Genomic DNA, 14916 nt, shown 5'->3' on the forward strand with positions numbered 1-14916 from the left:
TCTTTAGGAGCAGTGACGGCACAAACTGGAGTTGGTTGATGCGAGATGGTCAAATCAATCAAAGTTTACAGATTAATCGCATAGCAGATAGGCAATGGCAAATGGCGAACATGGCCGATTTTGATGGTGATGGTAAGGCTGATATTTTGTGGCGTAACCAAAGCAGTGGCTCTACTTATATGTACCTGATGAATGGCAATGCCATTATAGGCCAAGGTAGCTCAGCGGTTATTGGCACAGATTGGCGATTGATTGGGGCTGTAGTAACGTCAATTTGAGCTAGATAAAGAGCCCATTAAAAAGCACTGCTCTCCGATGCTTTTTATCAAGCTTAATTTTGTTTTATGAAAGAAAACTCAAAGTTTAAGTTTAAATAAAGTCCGAGGCAATAGTTTCATTTAATATATATTCCTCTGTTTATATTCTATTCAGATAATTACTTATCTTTACTTTAGTTATACTTCTTTGTCGATTTAAAAATCAAACAAATGTTGTCAACGATATTGCAATTTAATAGTTTTCGAAATAATTCACCTAATGTTTTTTTGACACCAGCCAATACAGGTGATCTGGGTTTTTCGTTCTAAGAAAGGCAATATGTTAACTGAATATATAATTTGACATGGTTTTTTGCTTATTGTAAAAAAAACAAAAAATGTAGATAGCTATTCTTTTGCTATAACCCTAAATACAAGGAATTACTTTGTTTAGCCCTTCCCTAATAAATAAAGCAAAGACAATAACTCAGTCTTTAATGTTGTTTATATTAGCCCCAACCTGTTTGCTTGCTGATGAAATTGAAAAAATAACAGTCACTGGTAGCGCTCTTATTAATGTAGAAGTCGCTAATGTCCGAAGTTATTCAGTTGAGACGATAAGAAGCCAGGGTTTTGATAACTTAACTGATTTTTTACAGCAATTAACGATCACGTCTGGTAGTCAACTAAATAGTAATGATGATTCAGGAACTGCAAGATCAGCTTCTTCTATAAATTTGAGAGGTATGGGTAGCAATCGAACCTTAGTTCTTATTAATGGGCATCGTATGCCTATTTACCCTAGTGCAAAGGATGGAGTTGATAATTTTTTCAATATTGATGGTTATCCCCTAGCTATGATTGAGCGAATTGATGTTTTACCTCTTGGAGGTAGTGCTATATATGGCTCGGATGCTGTTGGTGGTGTAATTAATATTATTCTTAAAGCTAACTTAGAAAATCCTTCTGTTGATCTTTCATATGGAGATTCTTCTAATGGAGGAGGCAGCAAGAAATCTCTCGCTTTCAATGTACCAATAAATTATAAAAAGCTATCAGGCTACGCCATTTTTCATGCAGAAAACAATGAAGCCTTAGCTTCAGAACAAAGGCCTTACGCTGATGAAAAAGGGCCTTATGACTTAGGTTACTGGAGTTCTTTTGCAGGTTACTTTTTAGATATTTCAAAAAATTACCACCAAGATAGAGTGATTTTACCTACAGAGGAAGAGTGTAAGGATTTAGTTGGCGAATATGCAAGGTGGCAAGGTGATAGTTCAAAACCCTGTAAGGTTAGTCACTATAGCCAAAGAAATTTATTCCCAGAAGATGAATCATATAATTTTTTAACTTCATTAAACTATCAAACATCAGACAACTGGCAATACCAAAGTAACTGGCAGTTAATGAACAAAACAACCAAAGAGTTGGGACCTCCTCAGCGTTTTGGTATGTACTTGTTTGCGAGTGAAAACACTCCTAAACAATTGAAAACATCATTAGATTCTGGTGATCATATTTATCGCGTATTAAGGAGTATTAATGAATATGGTCAGCAAGAATTTATCATGAAGGATAAAAGCTTTTCTACCTTACAAAAGATAGTAGCAGAACTTGATGAAGGGCAAATAGAGTTTTCATGGCAATTTGCTACGAAAAAACTTGATCATACTAGTGATCAAATTATTGAACAAGTACTACTTGGTTTAATGACACCAGATCCTAATGAAATAGGGCGTTGGTATCCTTTAAGTACAATGTCAGCAGATATGGTTGAAAAAACACAAGGGATTAGCAAGCAAGAAGCTAAGGCAAAGTCTCAACAATTTCAATTGGTCTGGCGTAGTGATTTTGAATCAATTTTGGGTGAAACAAATTATGCCCTATTAACTGATGTAGTGAAGGAATCATACTCAGATACCAAGGATGAACAAACTCTGGCTCGAGAGTTTCATAAATACTTTGCTTTTCACGGTAATGGCAGTAGAACCCGTTATGCTTTAGCAAGTGAGTTTAATACTCAGTTTACTACAGAATTATCAGCTAACTTAGCATTACGTTATGATTATTATGATGATGTATCGAATGTAAATGGCGCTTTTACTCCAGCATTTACTATTCAATATGCGTCTAATACTTGGCAGTGGAATTTAAGATTAGGACGCCATTTTAGAGCGCCAGATCTACAACGAGTGTATATGGGAGATTCTCAGTTAATTGGTAGTATAAGGCATGGCTTAGATCCTAATGATAGAGATAGGGTTGACAACTACCAGCTGATTTTAGGTGGTTCAACAGAGCTAACAGAGGAAAAAGGAAACTATTGGGATACAAGTTTATCCTATGATTTTGGCCAACATAAATTAACCGCAAATTTATGGGGTATCGACTTAGATGGCGCTGTTTATACTGAGGGGAGTTATCGTTTATTAGGGCAACCTGAGCTATATGATTTTACTGGTACTGTGAACAGTTGTGATGAGTTGTCTCAGCCAGGCTTTATAACCCATAATGGCGTTAACTCAAATGGTGACAGCACAGTAGAATTATCATGTATTAAAAAAGCAGCAGTCAATATTGCTAGTCAGCGTCATAAAGGGGTAGATATCATCTTTCATGGAAAAATGGGAGCTGTAAGCTATAACTTTACAGCGTCTAAACTGTTACAGGCAGATTATTTAGCTTACCAAGAAAGTGACCGATTTAGTTTTACCGAACAAGCTTTTAGACCTGAAAGTAAGGTGAATTTCACTCTAGATTATCATGCTACTTCAGCGCTTAGTTTAGCCCTGCATTGGTTATATCAAGGTAGTGCTAAGGGTGATTATAATGCCTTAGATGAGAATAGCGAGTTAATTGAAAGTACAGGAAAGGTGAGCCCTTATCAGCAAGTTAATGTTTTTGCTAACTATAAGTTAACCAAGGATATTAGTATTAAATTCACTATAGCTAATATCCTTGATAATGAACCATCATTCTATCGTCAAGATGATGATGATAAAAACCATTTGTGGCCTTACTTTAATAGAGGACTCTATTCACCTGTAGGGCGTTACTTTAGTTTACTATATTCCCAGCAGTTTTAAGCTACCTGAATTAGTTTTAATTGTTTGTATTCTTTGGGTGACAGTTTATATTTTTTCTTAAAGGCATGGGAAAAATTACTGTCATCCTTATAACCTAAGTTATAACTTATTTCTTGAACTGATATGTCATCGAGTAACATTTTTGTGGCTAAAAATAAACCATAAGAAATAACAAACTGCTGAGGAGATGTATCAAGATTTTTTTTCAATACAGCTCTGACTTTACTCTCTTTAATTAATAACAGATTATCTAATTCAGCTAAAATCTTCTTAATACTTTGTTCTGCTCTAAAGTATTTTTTGCTATATATTTGAACTTGCTTGATTATTTCTAAGTCGGAGTTTTTTAAAGCTAACTTGAATAACTGCGGGGTTGTAATTTCATCAAGCTTACAGCCCTTTGCTCTAAATAATAGAAGGCTTTTAATTTGTTCATCAAGTATCTCTATCCGAGCTTGTTTATCAATAAAGGAGGTTGCTCTTGCTTCGAGTGCTTTATATTGAGTGTCATCCTCAGCACAAGCTGTCATAAATAAAATAGGCACATCTTTAGCGTATTGACTTCTTATTCTTTTTACAAATGCTAAGCCGTCCAAAATGCCAGGTAGTTTCCAGTCGGTAATAATTAAATCTGGTTTGATTATTTTAACTTGTGTTAAGGCTTCATCAGCACTGGTGAAGCTGTAACAAAGTAAATTTTCGGTTAAGCAAAACTCTTCTAGTTCAGTTCTTTTCCACAAGTCATCTTCAACCAGCATTATTGAAGCTTTATTTTTAATTATTTGATCTATTTCGCTAAAAAATGAATCCATCATTTATCCCACTATTGCGCTAAAGGTAGAGTTATAGAAACCTGAGTACCTTTATTAACTTCACTGGAGATTTTAATATCTCCTTTCATAGTTTTAATTGTATTAAATACAATAGCCAAACCAACCCCAGAACCTTTTGTCTCACTTGAGTTTGTTGCACGGTAATAAGTATTTTTTATGTTTTTAATTTCATTTTTAGGTATACCTATACCTAGGTCAGAAATGATTATCTGTAATTGTTTATTACTAAGTGATAACGAACAATCAATTTGGCTATTTTCAAAAGAGAATTTTATAGCATTGGTTAATATATTTTCTAAAATATTAAATAAGCTATGCTCAGTAGCAATGAGAAATATGTCTTGTGTTATTGACTGATCAATATCATATTTTATTGTTAGTGATTTCTCATATGTTAAGGCATCAAGAGCCTCTTTTATTTGTTTTATCACGGTTAATACATTGATCTTCTTTAAGGCCTCTATGCTATCTGTTTTGCTTAAATGTAAGATCTCTTCAACCATTAAAGCTAGGTGCTCTTGAAGCTGAGCTAGCTTATTGAATTTTCTATTAAGTGATATTTTATCTAAATTGTCTTGTTTAAGTAGTTTATTTATTTGATAAATAAAACCTTTTTGAGCTGATATAGGGGACTTCATGCTATGTTGAATTTGGAAGTATAGTTGCTGCTTAGCTTGTAAGTTTTGCTTTAATTCAATCTGTTGTTGCTCAATAAGCAAGTTTTTAATATTAAGTGACTTAGCATATTTATCTAAAAAATAGTGGCGCCAAATAAAGTAGCACAAGCATAATAAGAGTAGAGCATAGATAATAAAAGCCCAAGCTGAGAGTAAAGGGTGAGCCGCTTTATAAATTAACAGTTTACCTGAGTCTGAATTAACAGGAATATCGATTTTATGCTGTCCAGAACTGAGATAGCTAAGCTCAAGCTGACCTTCAATTAAATTAGTTGCAATATTATTTTTATCTTTTGGTAAAGCAAAGTATGGGTTATTAAAAAGCACCTTGAAATTGTTAGTATTCCAATTAATACTCAGTGTATTTTGTAAAAAGAGAGCACTACTTTCAGTTTGATGGTATTTCTGCCATAGGGATATACTTTTATTATTTACTTCAAGAGAGCTAATTTTGTAGGGTAATTTTTGCTGAAAAGATTCTATTTTATCAGGAGAGAAAAATGTGATACCTGATAAACCACCAAAAGAAAATTTTCCCATATTATTTTTAAAGTTTGAGTTATCAATATATTCTAGATCGGAAAACCCATGAATAGGTAAGTATTGCTTTGTTAGTGCTGTTTGCTGATTATATTGGTATATACCTTGGTTAGTGCTTACCCATAAATTATTAAGGCTATCAAATAGAATGGCATAGCTATTGCCCTTAATAATAGTATGATACTCAAAGGCTTGTGTCTTGGGCTGGTAGCTATAAATGCCTCCGGAAGTGGCGAGCCAAATCTTGTTAAAACTGTCTTGGTTAATGTCAAAAATCCAATTAGAGTTTAGATTTGAATTTTTGTTATGAAAATTAACAATAGCATTATCATTTGTTAAAATACTTAAACCAGCATTGGTACCAATCCAAAGCGCTTTTTTGGCTGTTGAAAAATCTATTATCTTTAAGCTGTATATTTCATGACCAGCTAAACCTTCGGCTTTGTTCCAATAGTACCATTTATTGCTTACGTAATTAAACTTTAATAAGCCATAGCTAGTACCTAGCCAAAGGATATTGTTATCACTGGATAAGAGAGTATAGATATATCTACCATCAATAGGGGAGTTACTTGCATTGTAAAGGGTGTGGATTTTAAATTGCTTTAAATCTACTTTATACAAGCCTTTTTTTGTACCAGCCCAAACAAAATTTTCACTAAAGGCAATACTGTAAACAGGCTGATTTTCAATGCCCGATATTCTTACCTGCTTACCATGTTTAGTTACTACCGTTAAGCCATTTCGACTACCAAGCCAATGATTGTCATAGCTATCTTGCTTATAGGACATAATATAACTTAATCTACTGTCGCCATTAAATGATCTTATTACTTGGGTTTGGGTTCGATAAATATTAGTAACAGATAGGCCTTTATTGGTGCCAAGCCATATTCGTCCTTGCTTATCTGCATAACTAGTGCGAATTAAATCACTCAATAAACCATTATTTGTTTGGCTTTGATGGTTAAATTGATACCACTTTTTAATAGATTCACTGTTTGCGTCAACTGGTTCATCACTTCGATTCAGGCCATTGGTAGTAGTGACCCATAAGTATCCTTTTATATCTTGGCTTATACTTTTAATCTTATTACTAGTGAGTGTCTCAGTCGCATCAAAACTGTGAATACTAATGTTAGGGGCTTTAATGTAGCGATGAAAGGACTTAGTCTTTTCAATATATTGATTTAAACCATCAAAAGTGCCTATCCACACTTGATTCAAGTTATCTAAAAAGAGTGCACGAATATCATTGCTTGAGAGCATAGCTGGCTGTTCAAAATCTACCTTGATATAGCTGACTTTGTTCGTGTTGAGGTTTAAAGTGTACAAGCCATTTACTGTTCCTACCCACATTTTGTTTTTGTTTGCTTGAAATAAAAGTGCCCGGCTATCATTACTACATAGCTGTTTGTTCACTCTTAAGGTTTGTTGGCATATATCTGTAATGACATTAAGTTTTTTTTCAATGCCTAAGTCATGCTGATTGAGGATGTAAATGCCTTTTTCAGTACCTAGCCATATTTGTTGCTTTACCTTTTCAATGGTATTTATTTTAAAACCTAAAGCTGAGAAGTAATGTTTAAAACCACTAGCAAGTTCAATAGCAATCAAACCTTCAGTCGTGCCAATAAATAAAATATTGTTGATAATTTTCAGTGCTTTAATAAAGCGGTAATGTGGAATGTCGGTTTGGCTTAATTTGACTAGCTCAGCTTTGTACCCATCAAACCTATGCAAGCCATCTTGTGTTCCCAGCCATGTAAAGCCGTAAAGATCTTTTGCAATAGCATAAATTGATGATTGGTTGAGGCCATCCGCTAAGGTGACATTATCAAAATATAAATCTCTTTGGTATTTTGCTAAGGGTAAGTTTACTTGTGATGAATTATTTTCGGATATACCAAGCTGAATTAACTGAGCTGAGCTCATTTCAAAGGCTAGACTATGTAATTGGAATAAACATTGAAGTACACATAAAGCAACAACTTTTAAAGTCCATTTTTGCTTCATAACTCTATTTTCACTCAATAAAAACTGTCAATAACACAAATGTAACATTATTTATTGTGAAAGTTTTGCTAATTCCTGTGAATTATTGGAGTTTTTTAAAGGGAAATGTTACTGAGGCTTGAACATCTCAGCTGTAAGGACTCTTTTTGACTACCAGTAAATATAGGTATCTAATCACTAAGTTTATTGAAATATTCTGATAATATTAAGGAACACAATGAATATCAAAAATTGTATTTTATCTATTGGCTTATTTTTTGCTGTGTTTTGTATCACAGCTTCCCATGCAATAAGTACAGATGAAAAAATAAAAAGCATTAGTTTTTATCAATTAAAGCAACAAGTTGCTATACAGAATATTGTTATTATTGATCGCATTGGTATGTCAAATAATGACAATGTTTTGCTTAATATTGCGCCTAATAGCTCTGCTGAGTTATGGGTGAAAGCGTTAGTTAATGCATTTGATAATACACTATATAAACGTGAGTTAACTGACAGTGATAAATTAACCTATAAACATACAATATTTCTGTTACCTGAAGGTGAAAGTGCTGTCACAATAGAAGCTCAAGCAGAGCAATTTAAAAGTTTTGATATTAGTGCTCGTACAAAGAATATGAATCAAGCTAAAAAAGAGAATAGTGAGCTATCTTCATTGAGTGAAGTTAAATCTCTTGCTGCCATGTTTGATAAACAAAAAGACCTAACACTCCATTATTCCCGCATAGTTAACCCTAATAACATTGCTGATTATTATACATTTGATGTTAATTACTCTAATAAACATCAAATGTTCATGCCGAGTCAAAACAATAGTATGAATACCTCTGGAAAAATGGAAGGTTTTAGTAGTTTTGCAAGCATTTATAAATTTATCGACAGTCAAAAATTGAATTTAGTTGCTTTTAGAGATGGAAAAGATCTTTATTTAAAACTAAAAAAAGAGCCTGAATCTTTCATTATGCTCAGTGGCAATGAAGATAATATGGAGATTGTACTTCGCAATGCCAGTTCATTGACGCTGAAGTTTGATAATTATATTACTGGTGGTAACGATCAATTTACCAGTATTGGCAAGTTTTCAACTAACTCCAAGGTGATTACTTTACTAGATACTGTTGAAGGGAAGTAATAGATGAACATAAAAAAACTAATTAAAAAATCAGCAGCCATTGCCACGCTTTTAACGGTAACGACGGCCGCAAATGCTGCCTGGACACCTGATTCAAATTATATCCAAGAGCAGTACACAGATGGTAAACAATACCGTTATAGCTTAGCTGCTGCTGAGCCATTATCATGGAGTGTTTTTAGTGTTCAATTATTTGAGTTTAATACAAAAGGTGGCTATGACGTTGGTTATAATTATATCTTTTCCTATAACTTCGGTGAAGGAATAGATGTTGAAAGTGATGGTTATACTAACCCCTCATTAATGACTCGGGCAGATTTGGATATTTCAGCTGCTGCTTGGTTAAAGGTTGTTGACCCAGGCTTCAATATGTCATTTTTGAAAAATGAACCATTTGAGTTTGGGATCATTGAGTTTTTCTCTGGCACTAATATTAATATTGATGAAGAGATTAACCTTGGCCCTATAGAAGCTCGGCTGCCATTTAAGCATGATGTTGGTAATTTAGCAGATATGGTTGTCTTTGAGACAGGTATTTATGATGATGATTATAGCAAAACCACTTATTTTGATTTAGCTAGAGTTGCTAAATTAAGTGGAGTTTCAGGAAAGATAGGGGTTGCACGCGGATTAAATGGTGGAATAGGTTTTGGATTTTCAGCGATAGATTATTATAACAATTCTACGCTGATAGGCAGACAAGAACATTTAGCTTATGGTGTTGATGTAAGTAACTTAGCTGGGACAGATATTAGTATTACTAGAAGAGATTATGTTTTTTCAGTTGAGCCAACGATAACAGCAGGTGTTGCTATTATGGCTGATATTTCAATGTTAGGTTGGAATGTTGCTGTTTATTACCCTGATCCTGAAGAAGCCGATCCAGCATTAATTTCAGGAACGGCATCAATAAATGTTGAATTACCAGTTTCAGTTAGCACTACAACGCCTAAAGTCTACTCTGTACCTAGTCAAGCTGAACCAGAAATAATCTCTCAAGAGCTGTATCCTGTGCAGGTAACTCTAGCTTCAAGTAAGGGGAGTGTAAACTTTAGTAGTGCAGGAGGAGACTGCTCTGGCATTCATTGTGCTATCAATATTAATGTTGGCGAAGACGTTACACTAACAGCACAAGCGCTTAGTGGTTATGATCATATATGGTCTGGTGACTGTAAGCAGTTAAATCAGCGATGTGTTGTTTCTTCTACAAACACAACAAGTCAAAATGTATCGCTAACTTACATTAATAGAGTTGCCCCAGTTATTACTTTACCGAACGATATAACGGTTACAGCCCCTGCATATAATAGTTCAATGTCGGTTAGCTTAGGTAATGCTAGCGCAATAGATGACATTGATGGCTCTGTTGCAGTATTACCTTCAACAACAGGACCATTTGGTGTAGGTGAGCATGAAATAACATGGCAAGCAATAGACAGCAGCGGAAATAGGGCGACGGCAATTCAGAGAGTGACAGTTAACTCACCTGCAAATGCCGCTGTCTTTTTACGAGAAACAGTACTTGATGGTACAAAGTTTGATGGTGGAGAGCAATTTCAAAAAACATGGACCATGGTAAATGTTGGTGCCAATACATGGAATTCTAGTTATTGTTTAAAACATAATACGGGTGTCTCTATTGGCAATACAACGTCTACGTGTGTTACTGGTACAGTAGCCTCAGGGGAGTCTTTTACTTTTAGTGTTACGATGACCGCTCCAACTTCTAGCTCTTCAGATACTAGTTACCGTGATTACTGGCGTATGAATGTTAATAATCAGTTTTTTGGTGCAGGTATTTGGGTTGATATAACCGTTAATGGTATGTTAGCCCCCACATTTCAGACACAATTAGCTTTAGATGGAGGTAATGCCAATACTCTTTCTTGGAGCCAACCGAGTGGCACTTCATTTTATCGCTTGCAGCGCTCAGAATATCCATCAAGTGGTTATAATGATATTTATTCTGGAGCAAATATTAGCTATACCGATGAAGGGTTAACGCCAAACACTATCTATTATTATAGAATTTTAGCCTGTGCTGATAATAGTGGTGTTAGTTGCTCTGAGTACTCTGCGCCTATTAGTTTGCAAACGGCAATGCCAACTTCAGATGAGACATTGTTAATACAATCTTATACTGCTTCGAGTGTATCGGTTGAACAAGGGGAGACCACCTCTTTAGCGGCAACTATCTATAACCCAGGATACATTTCCTCTTCAAATTGGTTTGAGGCAGCGTTTGTATTATCAACAGATAATGCCTTTGATGATAGTGATACTCTTATATACAGAAGTGGTTCAAGTGGGTTTACCTTAGCGAATGGCAATACTGAAAGTTTTTCTTATCAATATACAGTGTCAAACTCTGTGACTGCGGGTAGTTATTATTTACTCGCCTGTGCTATTTATAAAAAATCAGCGAGCAAACAAGGTATATATTGCCAGCCTAAATCATTTACGGTAACCGATGTTGCTGTTGATGTTCCTGGTACGCCAAGCAAGCCTTACGTTAATTATACACAGGGTGAATTTAGTGTTTCTCTTGAGTGGAATAATTCAAGTGGTGGTGATTATTATCGTTTATTGCGCTCAACTTCGAGTAATGGCTCTTATGGTGAAATATATTCGGGAGTAGATTTTAGTTATATAGATACTAATGTTAGTGATGGTAACAGTTATTACTATAAACTTAAGTCGTGCCAATCGTCTTATATAACGACATGTTCAGCAGAATCGACATACTCTTCAGTTTCAATTACTTCATCCGTTGATAATGATTTTTATGTTAATAGTGTAAGTTTACTTAGTAAAACTGGTTTAAATTTAGATTTACAATCTAGCCAACGATATACAGGCAATAGTACCACACTGTTGAGTGTTCAATTAGGTTTCTATTTATCAAATGATATAGATTGCTCTGCGGAGCAAGACACATTTTTAGCTGAGGTGGAAAGTGGTTTAAATGCTTCTGATATTACTGATCGAGAACATGTAACAGTAACCTTGCCGTCGGGTCTAACGGGGAGTTGGTTTATCTGTTCTATTGCAGATCACAATGATACTTATCAAGAAACAGATGAAAGCAATAATTCTGCTTATGTTCTAGTTACTACAGATGTTCCTTTGCCTACGGTTGTGTTCCCTCGTTGGGGAGGACAATCTGACTATAAAGTTGACTTAAGCTGGCCTTCTGTTTCTGGTGCAGGTCATTACTTTGTAGAACGCTCATCAACACCTGATTTTTCTGTTGTTGATTGGTGGGATGAAACTTCGGGCACTTCTATTATTACTGGAAGTACCAGTGTATCTAATAAGGAGATCCTAGCTTGTACTGAAGCCTACTTTAGATTGAATGCCTGCTCTGACCACTTTTTAGATAATTGCTCTACTTCCCCAGTTGTTAAAGTTACAACTCCTGCTGATAATGCCCCAGATCCAATAGCAACTGATATAGGAATGAATTTCGTAGCGTTATCATGGGAGGGCTCTACCTGTGGTTCAAGTGATTTTGTTTTAACAAGGTATGATTCATCTTATGGAGACACCATTCTTTATGTTGGTAGCGACACATCTTTTACCGATAAATATAATTTGTCTCCTAATAAAACATATACATATAAGTTAAGACATCTTGAAAGTATTACTGGTTATTATAACAATAGAGAGTCAGATCGCTCTTCAGGACTTGTTGTAACGACCCTCACCTCTGAGGAAAATAATGAGTGGGAACCCGTTTCAGAAGCAGATGAAATTAACAATTACACTCAATATGCAACGGTAACCTTTAAAAATAAGATATGGATGATCGGTGGTAAAAATAATGGAGTTAGAGTTAATAGTATTTGGTCTTCAGATGACAATGAAAATTGGCAATTAGAGCTTGGAAATGCACCATTTACAGCTCGTTCTTCAATAAGTGCGGTTGTTCATAACGACAAAGTTTATGTTTTTGGGGGCTATGATGATATTGATGGCTATAAAGGGGATATCTGGACTTCAGATGATGGTAAAACGTGGCTTAAAGTATTAGAAAATGCTCCTTATCCATTACGACTACGAGCAGCGATAACTTCATTTAATAATAAATTGTGGGTTATTGGTGGAGACGATTTGGTTGATAATTCGGAGCTTTCTGATGTTTGGTCATCACCTGATGGAAGTAACTGGATACAGCACACCAGTAATGCTCCGTTTGGTAAAAGAATGAACACAGCTGTTTATCAAACAAAAGACAAGCTATTTATTGCCGGTGGTTATACTACTGACTCAAGCGCATATGGAGGACGTTTTCCACGTGCAGATATATGGTCATCTCAAGACGGTATCACATGGAATAAAGAGCTTGATGAGGCTCCGTGGGGTTACAGGTTTGGTCATGAAGTTGTGAGTTTCAATAAATATTTTTGGTTATTTGGTGGCGATCATATACAGCCCGAATTTGTTGAAAATAGTGCTGAGCAGATATTTGATAAAATATATAAGTATGCTGATGATAAAAATGACGTATGGCGCTCGGAAGATGGAATTAATTGGGTAGAATATGATACCGGCTCTGTTTTACCCGAAAATGCAGATGTGAGTGTATTTGATAATCATATACTTGTGAACAATCCTGCTGATTCTGTTTTCTGGAAGGCAGCTTTGGGGCATTCCCCTGATGTAATACAGAAAAAAATATCTATAGCAGGCTTCTCTCTTAATGGAAGTCAACTCACAATTGATACTTCTTTGCTTGCAGGTTTTGCTGAAAATACCTTTACTTACCAGTGGTATTTAAATGGAGAAAAAATTAATGATTCCACTAATACCTCTCTTCACTTAACGAATTATCAAGCGGGTGACCAACTAGGCGCAAGGTTACGCTTAGTTGATAGTAACGAGGATATGCAGACCCTTTGGACTGAGCCTGTTACAATTATTTCGCCTAACTCTAATCAAGATTCAGATAATGATAGCTTGCCAGACGTTTGGGAATTTGAGCATGGCAGGGATCCATTTGTAGCGGATTATCAAGTCAGTGCAGGGGCAACACATACCTGTGCGAAAAATGACAATGAAGTGACTTGTTGGGGAGATAATTCATACGGTCAAACAAATGTTCCAGCCTTACTAAACCCTAAACAAATTAGTGCAGGTGGTAATCATAGCTGTGCCCTTGATAGCTCAGGGGTAAAATGTTGGGGCAGGAATGATTATAATCAAAGTGCAGTACCGGCCCTTTTAAATGTCAAATCTATTTCAACAGGTAGCTATCACAGTTGTGCTATAGACGATACTGGTGTTGTTTGTTGGGGGCGGAGTAATGAGAATCAAACAACGCCACCACAATTAGCAAATCCAACAATGATTTCAGCGGGTGGACTACATAGTTGTGCTATTGACGATAATGGCGTGCAATGCTGGGGAAGTAATAGTTACAGTCAAGCTACGCCTCCTATGTTAGCTAACCCAAAACAAATTTCTTTAGGTGGCTATCACAGTTGCGCTATTGACGATAATGGCGTGCAATGCTGGGGTAAAAATACTGATAACCAAACAAGCGTGCCAAGTTTGACTAACCCTAAATATATTTCAGCAGGCTTTTACCATAGCTGTGCGATAGATGATATAGGCATCAATTGTTGGGGCAAAAATGAACCGTGGTTATTAAATGCACCTGCGATAAGTAAACCGACAACATTAAGCCTAGGAGGTTTGCATAGCTGTGCGTTAGGCAATGAAGGAATAACTTGCTGGGGAGAAAATTCTTCAAATCAAAGCGGTATCGCTTTAAGTTTTGATACCGATGGTGATGGTATGACAAATACCTTTGAAAATGAGCATGGCTTAAATGCTTATAATGCCTCTGACGCAGCCCTTGACTCAGACAATGACGGGCTAACTAACCTAGAAGAATACCAAGCAGGTACAGACCCACATAATAATGATACGGATGGTGATGGTACAGTTGATGGTGAAGACGAAGACCCACTTGATGCGAGTGTTGGTGGAACTGCTATAAAACACGACATCAATGGAGATGGTAAGGCAGATATTTTCTGGCATAACAGCCAAACAGGTCAAAGTTATGTTTACTTGATGAATGGCAAAAGTGTCTTACAAGCGGAGTCACCGAGTACTCGAGAAGAAACCCAATGGCAGGTCGTAGGTCGTGGTGATTTTAATGGTGATGGTAAAGCCGATATTTTATGGCGCGAGCAAACCACGGGTGCTAATGAAATCGACTTGATGTCAGGAGTTACTATCAGCAGTACCGTGTCATTTGGTACGGTGTCTACAGATTGGCAAGTGGCGGGAGTCGGTGATATCAATGGTGATAAAGTTGATGATGTGCTTTGGCAAAACGTTAATACGGGCATGATATATGGT

General features: G+C 35.9%; 6 protein-coding genes. 4 read left to right on the forward strand and 2 right to left on the reverse strand.

Annotated features, from left to right (window positions below; genetic code table 11):
* Window positions 1-278, forward strand: a 278-nt coding sequence (locus EPA86_RS02505; RefSeq protein WP_211664895.1) for an FG-GAP repeat domain-containing protein, incomplete at its 5' end; no start/stop codon positions are given.
* A 425-nt stretch (window positions 279-703) separates the two neighbouring features.
* Entirely contained in the window at window positions 704-3343 is a 2640-nt protein-coding gene (locus tag EPA86_RS02510) for a TonB-dependent receptor plug domain-containing protein (RefSeq protein WP_140601572.1), read from the forward strand.
* Here EPA86_RS02510 and EPA86_RS02515 read toward each other — a convergent pair.
* Together EPA86_RS02515 and EPA86_RS02520 are read right to left on the reverse strand one after the other, a co-directional pair.
* Window positions 3340-4158, reverse strand: coding sequence for a response regulator transcription factor (locus tag EPA86_RS02515; protein ID WP_140601574.1), 819 nt, complete (start codon window positions 4156-4158; stop codon window positions 3340-3342). The genes EPA86_RS02510 and EPA86_RS02515 overlap by 4 nt on opposite strands.
* Window positions 4159-4166: 8 nt before the next feature.
* Entirely contained in the window at window positions 4167-7409 is a 3243-nt protein-coding gene (locus tag EPA86_RS02520) for a ligand-binding sensor domain-containing protein (RefSeq protein WP_140601576.1), read from the reverse strand.
* Window positions 7410-7626: 217 nt separating this feature from the next.
* Here EPA86_RS02520 and EPA86_RS02525 point away from each other — a divergent pair, with 217 nt between their 5' ends.
* Together EPA86_RS02525 and EPA86_RS02530 are read left to right on the forward strand one after the other, a co-directional pair.
* Window positions 7627-8544: a hypothetical protein gene (locus EPA86_RS02525; RefSeq protein WP_140601578.1), complete on the forward strand. Its 918-nt coding sequence runs from the start codon at window positions 7627-7629 to the stop codon at window positions 8542-8544.
* A 3-nt stretch (window positions 8545-8547) separates the two neighbouring features.
* The coding region (locus EPA86_RS02530; protein ID WP_140601580.1) for an NBR1-Ig-like domain-containing protein at window positions 8548-14916 on the forward strand (6369 nt) is incomplete at its 3' end.

Source organism: Litorilituus lipolyticus (assembly GCF_006439335.1).
Classification (GTDB): domain Bacteria; phylum Pseudomonadota; class Gammaproteobacteria; order Enterobacterales; family Alteromonadaceae; genus Colwellia; species Colwellia lipolytica.